Genomic DNA, 18229 nt, shown 5'->3' on the forward strand with positions numbered 1-18229 from the left:
ATGGCTTACCGTGGCCTATTTTCGCGCTATACACCTCTAACAAGAATATTTGAGACAGGTTGTTGGCGTGAAAATCCTCTTCATTCACCAGAATTTCCCGGGACAGTTCAAACATCTGGCACCGGAGTTGGTTGCGCGCGGCCATGACGTGCGCTCGATCACTTTGCGCGCGAAACAGCGCGGCACCTGGCAGGGGGTGGAACTCTACCCCTATCAAATCAAACGCAAACCGGCGCAGGGCTTGCACCCGTGGATGGTCGATTTTGAAACCAAAGTCCTGCGTGCCGAAGCCTGTTATGCCGCCGCCCGTAATCTGCGGGATCAGGAAGGCTACACGCCGGATGTAATTGTCGCCCATCCAGGCTGGGGCGAGTCGATGTTTTTACGCGATCTCTGGCCCACGGCGCGCATTGGTCTCTATTGCGAGCTTTATTATGCGCTCCATGATTCGGACACGCATTTTGATCCGGAGTTCCCTAAGCGTAATGCCGACACTGATTCCATTCGTCTGCGCCTGAAGAACCTCAACAATATGATGCACCATCAGTCTGCTGACTTGGGCATCAGCCCAACCCAGTTTCAGGCAAACACCTTCCCGCCGGAATACAAAGATATCATCAGTGTGATTCACGACGGCATCGACACCGACGTAGTGAAGCCAAACCCGGACGCTTCACTGACTTTGGAAGACGGCACGGTTCTGACCCGCGAAGACGAGGTCATCACCTTTGTGAACCGCAACCTGGAGCCTTACCGCGGCTATCACGTCTTTATGCGGGCGCTGCCGGAACTGCTCAAACAGCGCCCGAATGCCCGTGTGCTCATCGTAGGCGGCGATGAGGTGAGCTACGGCGCGGCCCCACCGAAAGGTCAAACCTGGAAACAGATCTACATCGACGAAGTGCGCGGCAAAATTCCGACCCCCAACTGGGAGCGCGTACATTTCCTGGGCAAAGTGCCCTACGACCAATTCCTCTCTATGCTGCAAATCAGCAAGGCCCATGTCTATCTGACCTATCCCTTTGTACTCAGTTGGTCATTGATGGAGGCCATGGCCATCGGCGCGCCGATTGTCGCCAGCGACACTGCCCCTGTGACCGAAGTCATTAGCCACGGTGAAACCGGTCGCCTGTTCCCCTTTTTTAAGGGCGAGCGCATGATCGAAGAAATCTGCACCGTGCTGGATGACCCCGACATGTGCGCCGAGATGGCCAAAGCCTCCCGCGCCTATGCGGTAGAGAACTATGATTTGCAAAGCTGCTGCTTACCCAAGCAACTGGAGTGGATTCAGAAGCTGCACGATATGCCCCCTGGCGCGTTACGCAGCTGAATCAAAAAGCCGCAGTCTCTAAGCTGCGGCTTTCGAAAACTCCTGGACGTCAGGTCAGATCTTGCGATCGGCAATCCGGATTTGCCGCGCCCGCGTGAGAATCGCATCTTCCACCGCGCGCGCCGTGCTTTCCGGCACCGCCCGTCCGCCGCTGGATTGCAACGCCACATTCAAAGAGCGCGCGTCGAGTGAAGAATCGCGGATATAAATCGTGGCGCGGTAAGACCGCCCGCCACCCGGAGGCGTGCCGTAGCCCGTGGAGATCACGCCGCTGAACGGGTCCACAGTCTGAATCGGTAGGAAGTCCAGAACTTCCATTGAGGCCGCCCAGAGGTATTTGTTCACCCGAACGGTCTCATCTGAGTTGTCTGGGCCAAAAATGTCCCAGATGGTTTCACGTTCCTGACTGTATTCGGTGGTGCGGCCGTCTGCCAAAAGGCCAGTGGGGTTTTTGTCCCGGTTGCCACAGGCGCTGAGAGACAGCGCAGCAACAAGAGCGGCCAGCAGGACGGGGCGACGGGTAAGTTCCATAAAACTGCCTCAAGACGTGGTTTGTACCCGTCCTAGCCAACCCCTGCGCGTTGGGCAAGAGTCTTGCGCTATATATAAGGGGAGCCTCTCGCAGCAGCGAAATCGCCCAAGCCTGCGTATTGGTTAATGTATCGGCGGTTTTTTGCTTGGGAAATTGGACTGTGACATGTCTGCACCACGTCTGGTCATCTTCTCTTAAACCTTCGCGCCGTGCTTGCCAAAACACCCTGAAAAGAGCGAGAGACTACGGCATACCCAATCAGGGATTCTCCGGGTTGGGCGCATGAATTGGAAATCCGAGGGAAAAATCATGAAAAAGATTCTCTTCGCTTCTACTGCACTGGTCGCCACCGCGGGCATGGCAGCAGCAGAACTGACCTGGTCCGGCTCCGGCCGCTTGGGTGTAGTATACACTGAAGACGCAGCAAACGACACCGTTCTGGATCACCGCTTCCGTCTGACCGTGAACGGCGTAACCGAAACTGACGGTGGCGTTAAGTTCGAAGGCCGTATTCGTTGGCAGGCTGACGATGCCGCTAACAACGGTGGCGGCGCAACTGGCGGCGCAGGCGCAGCTGGCTTCGCGATCTCCACTGGTGGTCTCCGCGTTGACGTTGGTCACGTTTCTGACGTGTTCGACTCCGGTGACGTGATCAACTGGGGTGGCTACGATGTTGGCTACACTGGTTTCCTGGACCAGGCAGCGAACTTCTCTAACTTCGAAAAGCGTGGCTTCGGCAACGGTGCTCGTCAGGTTCAGACCATCAAAGCTCTGTACTCTGTATCTGACTTCACTGTGTCCGCTTCCTACACTCTGAACGACACCAACATCGCAGGTTCCGACGAAGCATGGCAGATCGGTGCCGGCTACAGCTTCGGCGCACACCGCATCGGTGCAATGTACGGCGACAACGCTGACTCCAACCCGCTGGCGGGTAAGCAGTGGGCGATCGGTGCTGACGGTTCCTTCGGCGACTTCGCATACGCAGTTCTGGTTGGTGACAACGACACCACCGATGACACCATGTACGGTCTGTCCGGTTCCTACGCTGTTTCTGCAGCTGGTTCCATCACTGGCTTCGTTTCCGGTGGCGGCGGCTCTGGCGTAGACACCTCCTACGGTATTGGTTACTCCCACTCCCTGGGTGGCGGTGTATCCCTGGCCGCAGGTGTTGGTTCCGGCACCGACGGCAAGACCGTTGCAGACGCAGGCGTGACCTTCAGCTTCTAATAGCTGAGAGACGTCAAGTCTTTGGGGCGGGCTCGCAAGAGCCTGCCCCTTTCTTTTTGTGCAAAACCATGGTTTTTGCAGAGCCGTACCAACAGAAGGCCCGCCCATGTCGCTCTCCGAAATTCAAAGCCGCATCGCCAAAGCTGAAACCGCTGCGGGGCGTCCCGCTGGCGACACCAAGCTGATTGCAGTCAGCAAGCGCCAGCCTGATGACGTTGTTGAGGCGGTGCTGAAGCAGGGCCACCGGCTGTTTGGGGAAAACCAGGTGCAGGAAGCTGCGGGCAAATGGCCAACCTTCCGCGAAACCTATCCCGATGCCGAGGTGCACCTGCTGGGGCCGCTGCAAACCAACAAGGCCCGTCAGGCACTGGGTCTGTTCAGCGCCATCCACTCACTTGATCGTCCCAAACTGGCCAAAACCCTGGCTCGCCTCGCGCAGGAAGAAGGCACCTGTCCCGAGCTGTTCGTTCAGGTCAACACCGGCGAAGAAGAGCAGAAATCCGGTGTGCTGCTGGCGGACGTGGACAGTTTTGTCGCCGACTGCCGCGCGATGGACCTGCCGGTTGTCGGCCTGATGTGCATCCCGCCTGTGGACGAAGAGCCATCTCTGCACTTCGCACTGCTTGCCAAGCTCGCCGCCCGCAATGGTCTTGCCGGTTTGTCTATGGGTATGAGCGGCGATTTTGAGCGTGCCGTAGCGCTTGGCGCCACCCATGTGCGGGTTGGCTCTGCCATCTTTGGCGCGCGCAACTACTAACTGGGTTTTACAATCACCCGCGTGCCCGGCGCTGCTCGGGCCGCGATCCAGTGTAAGTGCCTGCGCTCAAAGGCAATACAACCCTCTGTCGGATAGCCTGGCCGCCGCCATTGATGCAGGAAAATGGCCGAGCCCTTGCCAGCCTGCGCCTGCGGCCAGTTCCAATCGGTCAGCAGGATCACATCATACAGCGGGTCTGCCCGCCGCAGTTTCTCATGACTTGGCGCATAAGGTGCGCGCACCATCTGGTTGTAGTCCAGATCATCACTGGCATCGGACCACAGATCATCTTTGCCAATGGCCGTGGCCCAGGACGCGGGCTGATCAATGCGATCAGCGCGATAGAGCAGGCCGGTGATGTGATGCACACCCACAGGCGTCGCACCATCCCCTTCACATTTGTCCCGTCGGATGCCGCCTTTGCCAATGCTGCAGGGGAAATACCGTCCCATAAACCGCACGCCGCGCGGGGTCAGAACCAGATCATGGGGGCTCACAGCATATGTCCCGACTTCTGCGCCTTGGTGGCCAAATACGCTTGGTTGTGAGCGTTTTCACCGACTTTCAGCGCCACCCGCTCCGCCACAGCCACACCGGCGTTTTCCATCATGGCAATCTTGCGGGGGTTGTTGGTCAGCAAGCGCACAGAGGAGAACCCCATCTCCTGCAGGATTTTGGCCCCAATCCGGAAGTCGCGCTCATCATCTTCAAAGCCAAGGCGATGGTTGGCCTCTACGGTGTCAAACCCCTGATCTTGAAGAGAATAGGCCCGCATTTTGTTGGCTAGGCCAATGCCGCGGCCTTCCTGGTTGAGGTATAGTAGTACGCCGTTGCCCTCGGCCCCCATATGCCCAAGGGCTGCGTGCAATTGCGGACCGCAATCACATTTCAAACTGCCCAGCACATCCCCAGTGAAACAGGCTGAATGCAGCCGCGCCAACACCGGCGCATCTCGGTCCGGGCGACCAATCTCAATCGCGTAGTGCTCCGCTCCGCCGTCTTCTGGCCGAAAAATATGCAACCGCCCGGCCTCGGCTGCCGCCATCGGCAGACGCGCGTGCACCACCGGATGTAGGGGACTGGTGGCTGCCAAATGTGGGGCCGCCAATGCAGACGGGATCACCGTCAGCCCATGCTCCAAGGCAAAATCACTTGCTGCGCTCAGTTCCATGGTCAACGCCGCGGGCAACAGCTGCGCCGACTTCACCAGCTTCACGGCTGCGCGATGCAACTCCGCATCGCCTGTGCGCGCGGTGGCCAGCGGACCTTTCATCGGTGTCTTCAGATCATCTTCCGGGCTGACAATGCCTTTGATCCAGCGCAGATCGGCATCGGTAGGCAGCGCCACTCGAGCAATATCGCCGTCATAGGCCCGTGCCTTGAGCGTCTCCGCCCGCCGCGCGGTCAGCGTCAGATCCGGTGTCGCTCCCAGCGCCCGCACATCTGCCAAGCGTTCACTTGTGAGCGTCTCTGCTGCCAGCACCAGCAAGGGGGTCCCGGTACCGGTCAGCACAATCGGCACACCCATGCGCAAATCCGCCCGCGCGCGGGCCAATCGCTCGATAATATCAGGGGCAAAACTCATGCGAACCTCAGTCTTCAGCCAATCCCATGTAGCCTCTTCTGCAGCAATATGAAACATTTGGTGGTGCTGAAACACGAGGGCGTGAGCAGATTGCAGCAATTCTTGTTCTGATCGTGAAGCCCCCTCACATGGCTACCAAGCAACGCATTACGGAGAGACGCACATGGCACAGTTGAAAAAGATCCTGCTGGTAGATGACGACGAAGATCTGCGCGAGGCGCTCTCCGAGCAACTTGTGATGACCGAGGATTTCGACGTGTTTGAAGCCGGCAACGGTGCCGAAGCCATGGGCCGCGTCAAAGAAGGTCTCTATGACATCATCATTCTCGATGTGGGTCTGCCGGATACCGATGGCCGTGAGCTCTGCCGTCTGATGCGCAAGCAGGGCGTGAAAAGCCCGATCTTGATGCTGACTGGCCATGACAGCGACGCCGACACGATTCTGGGCCTCGATTCGGGTGCCAATGATTACGTGACCAAGCCCTTTAAGTTTCCCGTCCTGCTTGCGCGGATTCGTGCGCAGCTGCGTCAACATGAGCAGTCCGAGGACGCGGTGTTCCAGCTTGGGCCATACACCTTCAAGCCCTCCATGAAGCTCCTGATCCGCGAGGATGAGAGCAAGGTGCGCCTGACTGAAAAAGAGACAAACATCCTGAAGTTTCTCTATCGCGCCACCGAAGGTGTTGTGGCCCGTGACGTGCTGCTCCACGAGGTCTGGGGGTACAACGCGGGTGTCACCACCCACACGCTGGAGACCCACATCTACCGCCTTCGTCAGAAGATCGAGCCCGATCCTTCCAATGCGCGCTTGTTGATCACAGAGTCCGGTGGCTACCGCCTGGTGGCATAATCTTGCCGATTTCTCCGTGCCGCCCTTTGGAACCGGCGCGGAGATACTAAATATGTTACGTTGATGTGGATCAAAGCAATATCTGAGACACATCATTTACAAGTGACCTAAGAGTTCCCGCCCATGTCCGGGTAATGACATGAACCTCCCTGTTGGACTGGCCCGAGCTCCGGCTCGGGCGCTTTTTTCTCCCGCATCTTACATTCCCCCCAATGCGCAGGATTTCGCATTGGCACTCTGCCCCCACATGGCTAGGGTCGCGAGGAGAACAAAACGGGAGCGCGCCACATGTCTTTCACCCTTGCCACCTGGAACATCAACTCGGTGCGCCTGCGCGAGCCCATTGTGCTCAAACTCATGCAAGAGGAGGCGCCGGACGTGCTCTGCCTGCAGGAATGCAAAAGCCCGGTGGACAAAATCCCAACCGAGGCTTTCGCTGAACTGGGCTACACCCACATGGTTGCGCGCGGCCAAAAGGGCTACAACGGCGTAGCGATTTTCTCCAAAATTCCAATGGTGGAAGCGGGCAGCGAAGATTTTGCCGATCTTGGTCATGCCCGCCACATCGCAGGCACGCTGGAAAACGGCGTGACCGTGCACAACTTCTATGTGCCCGCAGGTGGCGATGTGCCGGACCGTGAAAAGAACGAAAAGTTTGGCCAAAAGCTCGACTACCTCGCGGACATGCGCGACTGGTTCCGCAAGGAACAGCTCAAAAAATCGATCATGGTGGGCGACCTGAACATCGCGCCGCGCGAAGATGATGTGTGGGATCACAAGAAGCTTCTAAAGGTGGTCAGCCACACGCCCATCGAGGTGGAGAAGCTGGCAGAAACCCAAGACGCCGGCGGCTGGGTCGACATCACCCGCCAAGACATCCCTGAGGGCAACCTCTACAGCTGGTGGTCTTACCGCGCCCGCGATTGGGACGCGGCAGACAAAGGCCGTCGTCTCGATCACATCTGGGCCACTGATGATATCTCCAACGCGGGCCACTCCAGCCGCGTGCTGCGCGATGCCCGTGGATGGGAAAAGCCGTCCGACCACGCGCCGGTCTTTGCGACCTTTGATCTGTAAGACCGCTTATCGCGCCCACGCCGCATAATCGGGGTGGGCGTCTTTCATATCTTGGTAGAGCCAGACCATCCGGTCGACAAACCACAGTTTGCCGCCAATCATCATACTGAGCCCAAACAGCGCCATGCCGGGATCAAGCTGCCAAAGCCCCCAGATCCACGGCACCATGCCAACGCCGGACACCACGCCAAGCGCAATGGCCCACTGCCTGTGATGATTGGGGATAGGAACTGCTTTTTTGGTTGAGAAATACCCGCTCACCAAAGGTGCCGTGCGCGGCCCAACCGTTGGTGGTGCTTGGCGGTGCAAAAGCGCGCGGGTTCCACCAGGTCCATAAAACCACGAGCGCCACAGGCAGCAACGCGCCCCAGCCAAGCCAAACGCGGGCGTAAACCGCCAGCGTCATCAGCGGCAAAATCGACATGCGAGAGTACACACTCCACGGATTGGCGTGCCGTGCCCAGGCCGCATCGTCCATCGCCATCATACGTTCCGAGAGTGCAAAGATGTCCCATTTTGAGAGCATATCCGGCCAACTCCTCTCTTGGTTTCTGCTGCGCTCCCCTCCATATAGGGGGCAAGTTCCAGACGGAGAACAAAGATGATGGATATTCTTGGCGGAGGCGCCCCAGCCGCGCCCGCAGCAGGCGATTTGATCAAGGACGTGTCTGAGGCCACTTTCATGGCCGAGGTTGTGGATGCCTCCATGACCGTGCCGGTGATCGTGGATTTCTGGGCGCCCTGGTGTGGCCCATGCAAAACTCTTGGCCCGGCCCTTGAAGCGGCCGTGACCGCTGCCGGTGGCGCGGTGAAAATGGCCAAGGTCAATGTCGACGAAAACCAGATGATCGCGGGCCAAATGCGCGTGCAATCGATCCCAACCGTCTATGCTTTCTGGCAAGGCCAGCCGGTGGACGGCTTTCAGGGCGCACTGCCCGGCAGCGAGATCGAGGCTTTTGTGGCACGTGTAATTGAAGCCGCAGGCGGCGAGATGCCGGACGGCGGTCTGGCGGATGCGCTGGCCGCCGCCGAAGAAATGCTGACCGAAGGCGATGCGGCTTCTGCGGCAGAGACCTTCGCAGCGATTGCCGAGCAAGACCCGGAAAATGCCGAAGCCTTTGCTGGCTTGGCGCGGTCCTATCTGGCGCTGGAGCAGGTGGATCAGGCTGAGGCTGTGATCAACGGCGTGCCGGAAGCCATCTCCGCCGCTGCCGAAATCGACGCCGTACGCGCCCAGATCGAACTGGCCCGTCAGGCGGAAAACGCCGGTCCAGTGGCCGAACTGCGCGCCGCCGTGGACGCGGACCCGGACAATCACCAGGCCCGTCTGGATCTGGCACAGGCGCTGCACGGTGCGGATCAAGTTGAGGAGGCCGTGAACGAGCTTCTGGAACTCTTCCGCCGCGATCGCGAATGGAACGACGGCGCCGCCAAAGCGCAGCTCTTCACCATCTTTGAGGCGCTCAAGCCCAATGATCCGGTGGTGCTGAACGGTCGCCGCAAGCTCAGCTCGATGATCTTCGCCTGATCCCGCTTTGCGGATGAAAGAAACCGGAGTAGGCTGGCCGCCATGATCAAAGCCGCTGACCTGCCGGAGACACTGTCTGTGTTTCCCTTGCCCGGGGCGCTGTTGTTGCCCCGGGCGCGCCTGCCGCTGCATATTTTTGAGCCGCGTTACCTCGCCATGATGGACGACGCGCTCAAGACCCGCGAGCGGCTGATTGGCATGGTGCAACCCAACGAAGTGCCCGGCCGCGACGAAAACGGATTGCACACCATCGGCTGTGTTGGCCGTATCACCCAGTTTTCCGAAACCGACGACAATCGTTATCTGATTACGCTTACCGGCGTCTCGCGTTTCCGTGTCTTGGAAGAAGTCGACGGGTTCACGCCCTATCGCCGCTGCAAGGTGAGCTGGGACGGCTTTGCCCGCGATCTAGGGCCCACAGAACACGACACCAGTTTTCAACGCCCGGTCTTTATGGACCTTCTCAAGCGCTATTTTGAACAGCTCGACCTGTCGACAGATTGGGACACGCTCAAAGACGCGGATGACGAGTTGCTGATCAACTCGTTGTCGATGCTGCTGGAATTTACCGCAGAGGACAAACAGGCCTTGCTGGAGGCGCCGTCTTTGTCCACACGTCGGGAAACCCTTGTGACCCTATTGGAATTTGCGCTGCGTGGCGGCGCTGGAGAGGACTTGATGCAATGAACGCCCATACACCCCCAGGCCCGGAATTTGACCGCCGTATGTTGGAGGCGCTGATCTGTCCGCAGACACGTACGCGTCTGGAGTATGATGCGGCGCGTCAGGAGCTGGTGTCCAAAGCTGCCAATCTGGCGTTCCCGATCCGCGAAGGCATTCCGGTCATGTTGATTGACGAAGCGCGCGTGCTGGACTGATCCCCAAAAGGGAGGGGGCCAGCCCCCTCTTGGCTGCGCCAAGTCACCCCCGGGATATTTTGAGAATGAGAAAACGCCTTAGCGCATCAGCTTGGGCAATTCGCCGTTTAATCCAGCCGCTTCACGCATAAAGGTCCGACGCAGACCGGGCATGGCGCCCACCAGTCCCATACCCACATCGCGCGCGGCGCGCAGCAAGGGATTGTCGTTGGAAAACAGCTTGTTGGTCAGGTCCGTCGCCGCCACCAATGTGGCCGTGTCAAACCGCCGCCATTCCTGATAGCGCGCCAGCACCAGCTCTGAGGCAAAGTCTTCGCCGCGCTGCTGCGCCTCTGTCAGGATTTGAGCGAGCGCCGCCACGTCGCGCAGACCGGCATTGAGACCCTGCCCGGCGATCGGGTGCATGCCATGCGCCGCATCGCCCACCAGGGCCACACGTTCTGCAATGAACTCATTGGCAACCGACAGGCTCAAAGGGTAGGTGAAGCGGTTGCCGGTGAGGGTGATCTCGCCCAGGAAATCGCCAAAGCGCGGGCGCAGCACCGCCATATAGTCTTCATCGGACAGCGCATGGATCGCAGCGGCGTTTTCATCGGTTTCGGACCAGACAATCGAGCACATGTTGCCCGGCAGCGGCAGAATTGCCAGCGGTCCCGGCGGCATGAAAAACTGATGTGCGACGCCATTGTGCGGCAGCTCATGTGTGATGGCGCAGACCAAAGCCGTTTGGCCATAGCCCCAGCCGGTGCGTTTGATGCCCGCGCGCTTGCCCACGCCGGTTTGCCGCCCGTCACAGCCAACCAGCAGCCTAGCGCGATGTGTGCGGCCGTCACTAAAGGTTGCCGTAACGCCAGAGGTGTCCACGGCTTGATCCGTGACCGAGGTGCCAGAGATCAATGTGATGCGAGGCTCCGCTTCCATGGCCTCCAGAAAGGCGCGGTAGAGGAACCGATCTTCGAGCATAAAGCCCATTGGGCCTTCTTCGATCTCGGTGTGATCAAAATGCAGGAAAAACGGCGCCGGCCCTTCGCCCGCGCGGCCATCGCTGACTTTGATGTCGCGCATCGGCTCGGAGTGGTCCGCGACTTTGTCCCAGACGCCAATGGCCGCGAGCAGTCGTTTGGAGGCCAGCGCCAGCGCATAGCCGCGCCCGTCAAAGTTGCTGCCTGCGCGTTCGGGCGCGGGGCGCGCGTCTACCAAGGTCACGTCAAATCCGGCCTGCGCCAGCGCCAGAGCTAAAGCAGGGCCGTTCAGCCCGCCACCGGCAATCAGAATGTCGCTGTCAAATGTCATGGGGCCAATATGGGGCTCTCGCAGGGATTGTCCATGCGCGTTTGCGCCGCTACCGTCGCCCCAACCACAAATTCGGAGAGCAAAATGTTGGATTGGCTGGAGAAAAGCGCAGCGGACTTGGGACGGGGCATTGAAAGCGGGGCGATTGACCCGGTGGCGCTGACCCAAGCCTTCTTGGGCGCGATTGATGGCCATGATGTGCGCGACCGGATTTATGCCCAAGTGACCACAGAGCGTGCTTTGGCCGAAGCCGAAGCGGCAGCGGAACGCGCCCGCGCGGGTCAACGGCACTCGCCCTTGGACGGTGTGCCGATCAGTTGGAAAGACCTGTTTGACACCGCCGGGGTAGCGACCGAGGCCGGGTCTGCTTTGCTCAAAGACCGCGTGCCGACACAGGATGCCGAAGTGCTGCGCAACGCCACGGCCGCGGGCCTGATCTGTCTCGGCAAAACCCATATGAGCGAGCTGGCGTTTTCCGGCATTGGCCTCAACCCGATCACCGCCACACCGCCCTGCGTCAACGATCCCGGCGCGGTGCCCGGCGGATCCTCCTCCGGCGCAGCGGCCTCCGTGGCTTTTGGTCTGGCGGCGGCAGGCATTGGCTCTGACACTGGCGGCTCTGTGCGTATTCCGGCGGCGTGGAACGATCTGGTGGGCTTGAAGACCACCGCAGGCCGCGTGTCCTGCGAAGGCACCGTGTCACTGTGCCGCAAGTTTGACACCGTTGGTCCGCTGACCCGTACGGTGGAAGATGCAGCGCTGCTCTTGGGCATTCTGGAAGGCAAGCCCGCGCCGGACCTGCACGGCGCATCGCTGGCCGGCACCCGCATGGCTGTGCTCGAAACCGTGGCGCTGGATCAGGTGCGCGAAGCGCCTCTGGCGGGATTTGAACGCACGCTGCATCGCCTGCGCGAAGCGGGTGTGGTGCTGGAGTTCCTCAAGGCTGAGGAGATTGCCGAGGCGATGACCCTCTCCGCGCCGCTGTTCACGGCAGAAGCTTATGGCGAGTGGAAAGAGGTGATCGAGGCCGCGCCAGATAAGATGTTCGCGCAAATTCTGGAACGGTTCCGCTCTGGTGCGGCGTTCAGCGGGCCGGACTATGTCGCCGCCTGGCACAAGCTTGATGCGCATCGCGCCACCTGGAATGCGCGGATTGCGGGGTATGACGCGGTGCTGCTGCCCACCGCGCCAATCCTTCCACCCAACATCGAGCGGCTGATGCATGACCAAGAGTATTATGTGACCGAAAACCTGCTGGCCCTGCGCAACACGCGCATTGGCAACCTGATGGGCTCTGCGGCGATCACCTTGCCAACCGGCGTGCCAAGCTGTGGCCTGATGATGCTGGGGCAGGGCGGCTCAGAGGAGCGTCTGCTGCGGTTGGCAGCGGCAGCAGAACCGCTGTTTGGGCATCCCTAGCTGGGGCGATGGGGCCAGCCCCCTCACTTGCGTCTTGCGCAAGTTCTCCCCCGGGATATTTAGGGACTGTGAAACCAGAGTCGGCACATCGCTTTGGTTTGGAGAGCGATATGCGCAAGTTTGAGATTTTTGTGGTCACCGCGCCGGGGTTGGAAAAGCCTCTGGCGGCAGAGATCGCCGAAGCCGGGTTCAAGAAGCCCAAGATGATGCCCGGCGGCGTGCGCTTTCGCGGCAATTGGCAGGATGTCTGGCGCGCCAACCTGGCCCTGCGCGGCGCGGCACGCGTATTGGCGCGGGTCGACAACTTCCAATGCATGCACCTGAAGCAGTTGGAGCGGCAGATCAGCGAGATGCCCTGGTCGCAGTATCTGCGCGCCGATGTGCCGGTGAAGGTCGAGGTGGCGACCCAGAAGTCGAAAATCTACCACGCTGGTGCCGCCAAGGAGCGCATTGAAAAAGGTCTGGTCCCGGCGCTTGGCGTGCCATTGTCGGCGGAGGCCGAAGTCGTGCTGAAGGTGCGCATCGACAACAATATGGTGACACTGTCGCTGGATACCTCTGGTGAAAGCCTGCACAAACGCGGCCACAAGGCGGCGGTGGCCAAAGCCCCGATGCGGGAAAACATGGCCGCGATGTTCCTGCGCCAGATGGGGTTTGACGGCAGTCAGACGGTCTATGATCCGATGTGCGGTTCCGGCACCTTTGTGATCGAAGCGGCAGAGATCGCCGCCGGGCTTTTGCCCGGTCGCTCCCGCAGCTTTGCCTTTGAACGGCTGGCCACTTTTGATGCTGAGGCCTATGAATCCCTGAAAGCCGCTGCCCCGCAGGAAGTGACAGGCCATTTCTTTGGCTCGGACAAAGACGCCGGCGCCATCCGCATGGCAACCGAAAATGCCACACGGGCCGACTTGGTTGAGCGTTGTAGCTTTGAACAAAAGAGCGCCGGCGACATCACACCGCCAGACGGCCCGCCCGGCATTGTGATTGTGAACCCGCCTTACGGCGCGCGGATTGGCGACAAAAAGGGGCTGTTTGCCCTGCACGCCAGCTTTGGCAAGGCGCTCTCAGCCCAGTTTTCCGGCTGGCAGGTGGGTATAATCACCACAGACGCCGGGCTTGCCAAAGCCACGGGCTTGCCGCTTGAGACCCCATTTGCCACGGTGGCGCATGGTGGATTGAAAGTGCGCCTCCACACCTGTGAGGTGCCCTAACAAAAAGGTGCGTGATGAGTGACGGGGTGTTTGATGCGGAAGTGGCGGCGAGATATGACGCCGATCACGGCGGCACCGATCCTGCGATGGTTGCCCAAACCGTTGATGCCCTAGCAAATCTCGCCGACGGCGGTGGCGCGTTGGAGTTTGCCATCGGCACTGGACGCATCGCACTGCCCTTGGCGGCCAAAGGCGTGCCTGTGAGCGGCATTGAACTCTCCGCCGCTATGGTCGCGGAGATGCGCAAGAAACCCGGCGGCGCGGATATCCCGGTTGTGATCGGCGACATGTGTGAGGTGCGCTCTGAGGGCACCTTCTCGTTGGTTTTTTGGGTGTTCAACACCATCGACAACCTGACCACGCAAGACGCGCAAGTGGCTTGTTTCCAAAACGCCGCCGCGCATCTCGATCCGGGTGGGCGGTTTGTGATCGAGACACAGTTGCCACCGCTGCAGCGCTTGCCGTTTGGCGAAACCCGCCTGCCGTTTGCCCATGAGCCGGACCACTGGGGCGTCGATGAATTTGACGTCACAACTCAATCCTACAGCTCGCATCACCTCTGGATAAAAGACGGCCAAGCGCAGCACCTCTCGGTGCCCTTCCGCTACGCCTGGCCATCCGAAATGGACCTCATGGCGCGGATAGCTGGCATGACTTTGGAGCATCGGTGGGCGGATTGGGATCGGTCGTTGTTTACCAAGGACAGCACCAAACACGTTTCGGTCTGGCGGAAGTTGTGAGCCAACCGCCCAGAGACCTTTGGAATTGCGCTGCATGCATTGAGCCGCTGGCGGGCGGGCACCGCAATCAAGCTTGGCGCACTCGCGGTTTGGCACAGGAGTTGGTGTTCAAATCCACCACCCGTGGCGAAGTGGCTCTAGAGTGGCTCGGCCCTGTTCAAGACGTGGCGCGGCGCTGTGGGTTTGTGGTGCCGCAGATGCTGCGGAGCGCAAGCGGTCGGTACGTTGACGCGGGCTGGACCTGTGAGACATTTGTTGAGGGGGAGGTCGTCCCACGCGAAGGTCTTGCAGACGTGGCGGTCCTGCTGACTTCCTTTCACGCGCAGACGCAAGGCTGGTTGCAACGGCCTGAGTTCCTTTCCTCAACCGGGTTGCTCTCTCAAGATCGCGGGGGCGATGTCGATCTGGCGCAGATGCCGCCGGAGGTGGTCACGCTATGTCGCGCTGCGTGGCGGGCGGTGGCTGACAGCGTGACCGGCGTTGTGCATGGCGACCTCGCTCCGGGCAATGTGTTGCAGCTACCCGACGGCCGCTTCGCATTGCTGGATTGGGATGAATGCCGGGTGGATCTGCCGCTGTTTGACACTGCGCCACATGCGCCCAAATCGGAGGCCGAGACACGGGCGCATCTCGCGTGGGAGGTGGCCTGTAGCTGGCGACGCGAGCCGGATTATGGCCGCGACTTGGTCCAACACCTGAGCAACACATAGGGCGTTGCGTTAACCCAATTCCGCCGCAAAACGCGCCTCCGCAAAACAGTCGTGATACCGACAAAATACCGACGTGGTTTTGAGGCCAATTTTAGTCCGTTAACGCCTGGTTCGGCTCCCCCGGGGTCAGGATGTGCCGCAAGAGCGCCATCGGGTGTTTGCGCAGGGTCAGACGCATCGCCACATAGTCCTCCACCACCTGCTCGCCCATCGACATCTCCGGCAGGATCGCCGCAGGCTCCAGAATGCCTTCGCCGTCCATATCCCCTGCAAACAAAGGCAATGGCTTGTCCGATTTGATCGCTTTGGCCTCCCACAACGCCTCCCGCCGCTTGAGCCCCAAGGAGGCAAAGGCATCCGCCTCCGCCAGCCGCGTCAGCACGTGCGGATCAATGCCCGCGCGGCGCCAGACATCCTCCACGGTTTGATACCCATTCCCCCGCGCCGCCGTGATCCAGCTGGCGTCCTCCTCCCGCAGCCGCCGCACCTGCCGGAAGCCCAAGCGCAGCGCCAATCCGCCGCGTCCGTCCGGCTCCATGACATTGTCCCAAAAGCTCTCGTTGATATCCACGGGGCGGACCTCAACGCCATGCTCGCGCGCGTCCCTAACGATTTGAGCTGGCGCATAAAATCCCATCGGCTGGCTGTTTAAGAGCGCGCAGGCAAAGATGCCGGGGTGGTGGCATTTGATCCAGGCCGAGGCATAAACCAAAAGCGCGAAAGAGGCCGCGTGGCTCTCGGGAAAACCATAAGAGCCAAAGCCCTCAATCTGCGAAAAACAGCGTGCGGCGAAGTCTTCCTCATAGCCGTTTTTCTTCATCCCGCGCATGAAACGCTCGCGGAATTCGCTGACATTGCCGTGCTTTTTGAAGGTCGCCAAAGAGCGCCGGAGCCGGTCGGCTTCTTCCGGTGTGAACCCGGCGCCAATGATGGCAATCTGCATCGCCTGTTCCTGAAACAACGGCACGCCCAAGGTCTTGCCCAGCACCTCGCCCAACGCGTCAGAAGGGAAGGTCACACTTTCCTCGCCATTGCGGCGCCGGATGTAGGGATGCACCATGTCGCCCTGAATGGGGCCGGGGCGGATGATGGCCACTTCGATCACCAGATCATAGAAATTGCGCGGTTTCATACGCGGCAGAAAATTCATCTGCGCCCGGCTTTCGACCTGAAATACCCCAATGCTGTCCGCCTTACACAGCATGTCATAAACCGCTGAATCCTCTGGTGGAATCGTCGACAGTGCCAAGTCCATGCCATGGTGACGCCTGAGCATGTCAAAGCCTTTGCGGATGCAGGTCAACATGCCAAGGCTCAGCACATCGACCTTCAAAATCCCAAGGCTCTCAATGTCATCCTTGTCCCAGCAAATGACCGTGCGGTCCTCCATGCTGGCGTTCTCAATTGGCACCAATTCATCCAGCCGCCCCTCGGTCATGATGAAGCCGCCCACATGCTGCGAAAGGTGACGCGGGAAGCCGATGATCTCCTGCACCAGCGCCATGGTCTGCGCCAACCTCCGGTCATTTGGGTCGAGGCCAATCTCGCGCATCCGCGCATCCTGCACCGCATCGGTGGAGAAGAACCCCCAAAGCTGCGACGACAGTGCAGAGATGGTGTCTTCCGTCAGCCCCATGGCCCGCCCGACCTCCCGGATCGCGCGTTTGCCGCGGTAATGCACCACGGTGGCACAGAGCCCTGCGCGGTGGCGTCCATAGCGTTCATAGATGTGCTGGATCACCTCTTCGCGGCGCTCATGTTCAAAGTCGACATCAATGTCAGGCGGCTCATCGCGGGCCTCGCTGACAAAGCGCTCAAACACCATGGTGCCAATTTCGGGCGACACAGACGTCACCCCAAGACAGAAACAAACCACTGAATTCGCGGCACTTCCCCGCCCTTGGCAGAGGATGTCTCGCGATCGGGCAAAATGCACCACATCGCGCACGGTCAGGAAATAAGGTTCGTATTTGAGCTTGCCGATCAGGGCGAGCTCATGCTCCAGCATGTCACGCACTTTGTCTGGCGCGCCATGTGGGTAGCGCCAGCGCAGGCCTTCGTAAGCCAGCCGATGCAGCCGGTCTGTGGGCGTTTCGTCTTGGGCCACCTCACTGGGGTATTCATAGCGCAGCTCATCCAGCGAGAAAGTACAGCGCTGCATCAGCCAGTCTGTGCGCTCTAATGCCGCCTCATGTCCCGCAAATAGGCGGCCCATTTCCTCCGCACTGCGCAACCGCCGTTCGCCATTGGTCTGCGCCTCTGCGCCGAGGCTATCGACGCGACAGCCCTGCCGAACGGCGGTCACCACATCGGCCAAGCGCCGCCGTCCCCCGTGATGCATCACCGGCAGCGTGGTGGCCACCAGTGGCAGGCCCAGCTGTGCAGCATGCTGTGCGCGGGTGGCAAAGCGGGTGGCATCCTCGCCGTCATATCCTGGCGCCAACGCCAGTTGCAGCCGCCCGGCAAAGCGGCGCGTCAGCTGTGGCACCAGTTTGGCCCAGTCACACGCGCCGTGCGGTTTGCGGTGCGTGTGCGGATAGGGGTGCAGGATCAGCTGCAATCCGGTGCCAAACTCCAGAAGATCGCCCAGATGTAGGATACAGCTGCCTTTTTCGGCCCGCAGCCGCCCTTTGGACAGCAGGCGACACAGGCTCGCCCAGCCCTGACGGTTTTCCGGTAGCGCCGTGATGGGCGGCGCATCGCTGAACTCCAGCCGGGTGGCAGGCATCAGGCGTGGGGTGGCATAGATCGGCGCGCTGGGCGGGGGGGCAATGTGCTCGGGGCAGGGGGGGCCAATCAGCCCTGTTGCATGATCAAAGTTGCGCCGTTCTCGCACTTTACGGGCAATTTCACGCGCTTCGGTATGACTGCGTACAATGCCCGCCACGCTGTTCACATCGGCAATGGCAATGGCGTCCAACCCAGCCATAGCGGCACGCCGCATATACTCCTCCGGATGGGATGCTCCGGTGAGAAACGTGAAGTTCGACGTGATGCAAAGCTCGGCAACCATGAGAATCACTATTATATTCACGTTTTGTTCTTTTTGGGAGTCTGCGAAAAAATCTGCATGCGTGAAAAAATGTTTT

19 protein-coding genes are annotated in these 18229 nt (G+C 60.1%); 12 read left to right on the top strand and 7 right to left on the bottom strand.

Going from position 1 to position 18229, the window contains the following annotated elements; genetic code table 11:
• The first annotated feature begins 49 nt into the window (after window positions 1-49).
• Window positions 50-1330 (top strand): glycosyltransferase family 4 protein, encoded by a 1281-nt coding sequence (locus SIB38_RS05565; RefSeq protein WP_412551594.1) that lies wholly within the window; start codon window positions 50-52, stop codon window positions 1328-1330.
• 54 nt (window positions 1331-1384) lie between these two features.
• Here the strand turns inward: SIB38_RS05565 and SIB38_RS05570 are convergent, their stop codons facing one another.
• Complete coding sequence (locus tag SIB38_RS05570; protein WP_294116017.1) at window positions 1385-1861, bottom strand: DUF3576 domain-containing protein; 477 nt, start codon at window positions 1859-1861, stop codon at window positions 1385-1387.
• 310 nt (window positions 1862-2171) lie between these two features.
• On the opposite strand from SIB38_RS05570, the gene SIB38_RS05575 reads away from it, so the two are divergent.
• On the top strand, window positions 2172-3092 hold the full coding sequence (locus SIB38_RS05575; RefSeq protein ID WP_412551595.1) for a porin: 921 nt from the start codon (window positions 2172-2174) through the stop codon (window positions 3090-3092).
• A 106-nt stretch (window positions 3093-3198) separates the two neighbouring features.
• Entirely contained in the window at window positions 3199-3849 is a 651-nt protein-coding gene (locus SIB38_RS05580; RefSeq protein WP_412551596.1) for a YggS family pyridoxal phosphate-dependent enzyme, read from the top strand.
• On the opposite strand, the gene SIB38_RS05585 is transcribed toward SIB38_RS05580, so the two are convergent.
• Both SIB38_RS05585 and ribA read right to left on the bottom strand, forming a co-directional pair.
• The gene (locus SIB38_RS05585) at window positions 3846-4346 is read right to left on the bottom strand and encodes a L,D-transpeptidase family protein (protein WP_412551597.1); all 501 of its coding nucleotides are present in this window, start codon (window positions 4344-4346) and stop codon (window positions 3846-3848) included. The genes SIB38_RS05580 and SIB38_RS05585 overlap by 4 nt on opposite strands.
• Window positions 4343-5434 carry a GTP cyclohydrolase II gene (gene ribA / locus SIB38_RS05590; RefSeq protein ID WP_412552024.1) on the bottom strand — a complete coding sequence of 364 codons (1092 nt, stop codon included), beginning with the start codon at window positions 5432-5434 and terminating at the stop codon, window positions 4343-4345. Before ribA ends, SIB38_RS05585 begins: the two co-directional genes overlap by 4 nt.
• Before the next feature lie 163 nt (window positions 5435-5597).
• On the opposite strand from ribA, the gene SIB38_RS05595 reads away from it, so the two are divergent.
• Both SIB38_RS05595 and xth read left to right on the top strand, forming a co-directional pair.
• Window positions 5598-6284, top strand: coding sequence for a response regulator transcription factor (locus SIB38_RS05595; protein WP_294116027.1), 687 nt, complete (start codon window positions 5598-5600; stop codon window positions 6282-6284).
• Between the two features lie 288 nt (window positions 6285-6572).
• A complete protein-coding gene (xth, locus tag SIB38_RS05600; RefSeq protein ID WP_294116029.1) occupies window positions 6573-7361 on the top strand; it encodes an exodeoxyribonuclease III in 789 nt (262 codons plus the stop codon).
• 6 nt (window positions 7362-7367) lie between these two features.
• Here the strand turns inward: xth and SIB38_RS05605 are convergent, their stop codons facing one another.
• Together SIB38_RS05605 and SIB38_RS05610 are read right to left on the bottom strand one after the other, a co-directional pair.
• The gene (locus tag SIB38_RS05605) at window positions 7368-7529 is read right to left on the bottom strand and encodes a DUF6653 family protein (RefSeq protein WP_412551598.1); all 162 of its coding nucleotides are present in this window, start codon (window positions 7527-7529) and stop codon (window positions 7368-7370) included.
• Window positions 7495-7887, bottom strand: coding sequence for a DUF6653 family protein (locus SIB38_RS05610; RefSeq protein ID WP_412551599.1), 393 nt, complete (start codon window positions 7885-7887; stop codon window positions 7495-7497). Before SIB38_RS05610 ends, SIB38_RS05605 begins: the two co-directional genes overlap by 35 nt.
• 75 nt (window positions 7888-7962) lie before the next feature.
• Here SIB38_RS05610 and SIB38_RS05615 point away from each other — a divergent pair, with 75 nt between their 5' ends.
• The 3 genes from SIB38_RS05615 to SIB38_RS05625 are packed head-to-tail and all read left to right on the top strand — an operon-like array spanning window position 7963 to window position 9767.
• Window positions 7963-8889: a tetratricopeptide repeat protein gene (locus tag SIB38_RS05615; RefSeq protein ID WP_412551600.1), complete on the top strand. Its 927-nt coding sequence runs from the start codon at window positions 7963-7965 to the stop codon at window positions 8887-8889.
• Between the two features lie 42 nt (window positions 8890-8931).
• On the top strand, window positions 8932-9576 hold the full coding sequence (locus tag SIB38_RS05620) for an LON peptidase substrate-binding domain-containing protein (RefSeq protein WP_412551601.1): 645 nt from the start codon (window positions 8932-8934) through the stop codon (window positions 9574-9576).
• Entirely contained in the window at window positions 9573-9767 is a 195-nt protein-coding gene (locus SIB38_RS05625; RefSeq protein WP_412551602.1) for a Trm112 family protein, read from the top strand. Before SIB38_RS05620 ends, SIB38_RS05625 begins: the two co-directional genes overlap by 4 nt.
• 78 nt (window positions 9768-9845) lie before the next feature.
• Here the strand turns inward: SIB38_RS05625 and SIB38_RS05630 are convergent, their stop codons facing one another.
• On the bottom strand, window positions 9846-11060 hold the full coding sequence (locus tag SIB38_RS05630) for an FAD-dependent monooxygenase (protein WP_412551603.1): 1215 nt from the start codon (window positions 11058-11060) through the stop codon (window positions 9846-9848).
• A gap of 84 nt (window positions 11061-11144) precedes the next feature.
• Between SIB38_RS05630 and SIB38_RS05635 the strand changes: the two genes are divergently transcribed.
• The 4 genes from SIB38_RS05635 to SIB38_RS05650 all read left to right on the top strand — a co-directional run bounded on the left by SIB38_RS05635 (window position 11145) and on the right by SIB38_RS05650 (window position 15140).
• A complete protein-coding gene (locus tag SIB38_RS05635) occupies window positions 11145-12479 on the top strand; it encodes an amidase (protein WP_412551604.1) in 1335 nt (444 codons plus the stop codon).
• A gap of 110 nt (window positions 12480-12589) precedes the next feature.
• A complete protein-coding gene (locus SIB38_RS05640; protein ID WP_412552025.1) occupies window positions 12590-13690 on the top strand; it encodes a THUMP domain-containing class I SAM-dependent RNA methyltransferase in 1101 nt (366 codons plus the stop codon).
• Window positions 13691-13704: 14 nt separating this feature from the next.
• A complete protein-coding gene (locus tag SIB38_RS05645) occupies window positions 13705-14430 on the top strand; it encodes a class I SAM-dependent DNA methyltransferase (RefSeq protein ID WP_412551605.1) in 726 nt (241 codons plus the stop codon).
• Complete coding sequence (locus SIB38_RS05650) at window positions 14427-15140, top strand: phosphotransferase (protein WP_294116044.1); 714 nt, start codon at window positions 14427-14429, stop codon at window positions 15138-15140. Before SIB38_RS05645 ends, SIB38_RS05650 begins: the two co-directional genes overlap by 4 nt.
• Before the next feature lie 91 nt (window positions 15141-15231).
• On the opposite strand, the gene SIB38_RS05655 is transcribed toward SIB38_RS05650, so the two are convergent.
• Window positions 15232-18153, bottom strand: a complete 2922-nt coding sequence (locus SIB38_RS05655; RefSeq protein WP_412552026.1) for an error-prone DNA polymerase — start codon at window positions 18151-18153, stop codon at window positions 15232-15234.
• Between the last annotated feature and the right edge of the window lie 76 nt (window positions 18154-18229).

Origin of the sequence: Shimia sp. MIT910701 (assembly GCF_047126315.1) — a bacterium.
GTDB lineage: Bacteria > Pseudomonadota > Alphaproteobacteria > Rhodobacterales > Rhodobacteraceae > Shimia.

Excerpts from the sequence above, each read along its gene's own strand:
- SIB38_RS05610 (WP_412551599.1), bottom strand. The coding sequence starts at position 7,887 with ATGCTCTCAAAATGGGACATCTTTGCACTCTCGGAACGTATGATGGCG.
- SIB38_RS05595 (WP_294116027.1), top strand. The coding sequence starts at position 5,598 with ATGGCACAGTTGAAAAAGATCCTGCTGGTAGATGACGACGAAGATCTG.
- SIB38_RS05605 (WP_412551598.1), bottom strand. The coding sequence starts at position 7,529 with ATGGTGCCGTGGATCTGGGGGCTTTGGCAGCTTGATCCCGGCATGGCG.
- SIB38_RS05615 (WP_412551600.1), top strand. The coding sequence starts at position 7,963 with ATGATGGATATTCTTGGCGGAGGCGCCCCAGCCGCGCCCGCAGCAGGC.
- SIB38_RS05580 (WP_412551596.1), top strand. The coding sequence starts at position 3,199 with ATGTCGCTCTCCGAAATTCAAAGCCGCATCGCCAAAGCTGAAACCGCT.
- SIB38_RS05640 (WP_412552025.1), top strand. The coding sequence starts at position 12,590 with ATGCGCAAGTTTGAGATTTTTGTGGTCACCGCGCCGGGGTTGGAAAAG.
- ribA (WP_412552024.1), bottom strand. The coding sequence starts at position 5,434 with ATGAGTTTTGCCCCTGATATTATCGAGCGATTGGCCCGCGCGCGGGCG.
- SIB38_RS05630 (WP_412551603.1), bottom strand. The coding sequence starts at position 11,060 with ATGACATTTGACAGCGACATTCTGATTGCCGGTGGCGGGCTGAACGGC.
- SIB38_RS05645 (WP_412551605.1), top strand. The coding sequence starts at position 13,705 with ATGAGTGACGGGGTGTTTGATGCGGAAGTGGCGGCGAGATATGACGCC.
- SIB38_RS05635 (WP_412551604.1), top strand. The coding sequence starts at position 11,145 with ATGTTGGATTGGCTGGAGAAAAGCGCAGCGGACTTGGGACGGGGCATT.
- SIB38_RS05570 (WP_294116017.1), bottom strand. The coding sequence starts at position 1,861 with ATGGAACTTACCCGTCGCCCCGTCCTGCTGGCCGCTCTTGTTGCTGCG.
- SIB38_RS05575 (WP_412551595.1), top strand. The coding sequence starts at position 2,172 with ATGAAAAAGATTCTCTTCGCTTCTACTGCACTGGTCGCCACCGCGGGC.
- SIB38_RS05620 (WP_412551601.1), top strand. The coding sequence starts at position 8,932 with ATGATCAAAGCCGCTGACCTGCCGGAGACACTGTCTGTGTTTCCCTTG.
- SIB38_RS05625 (WP_412551602.1), top strand. The coding sequence starts at position 9,573 with ATGAACGCCCATACACCCCCAGGCCCGGAATTTGACCGCCGTATGTTG.
- SIB38_RS05655 (WP_412552026.1), bottom strand. The coding sequence starts at position 18,153 with ATGGTTGCCGAGCTTTGCATCACGTCGAACTTCACGTTTCTCACCGGA.
- xth (WP_294116029.1), top strand. The coding sequence starts at position 6,573 with ATGTCTTTCACCCTTGCCACCTGGAACATCAACTCGGTGCGCCTGCGC.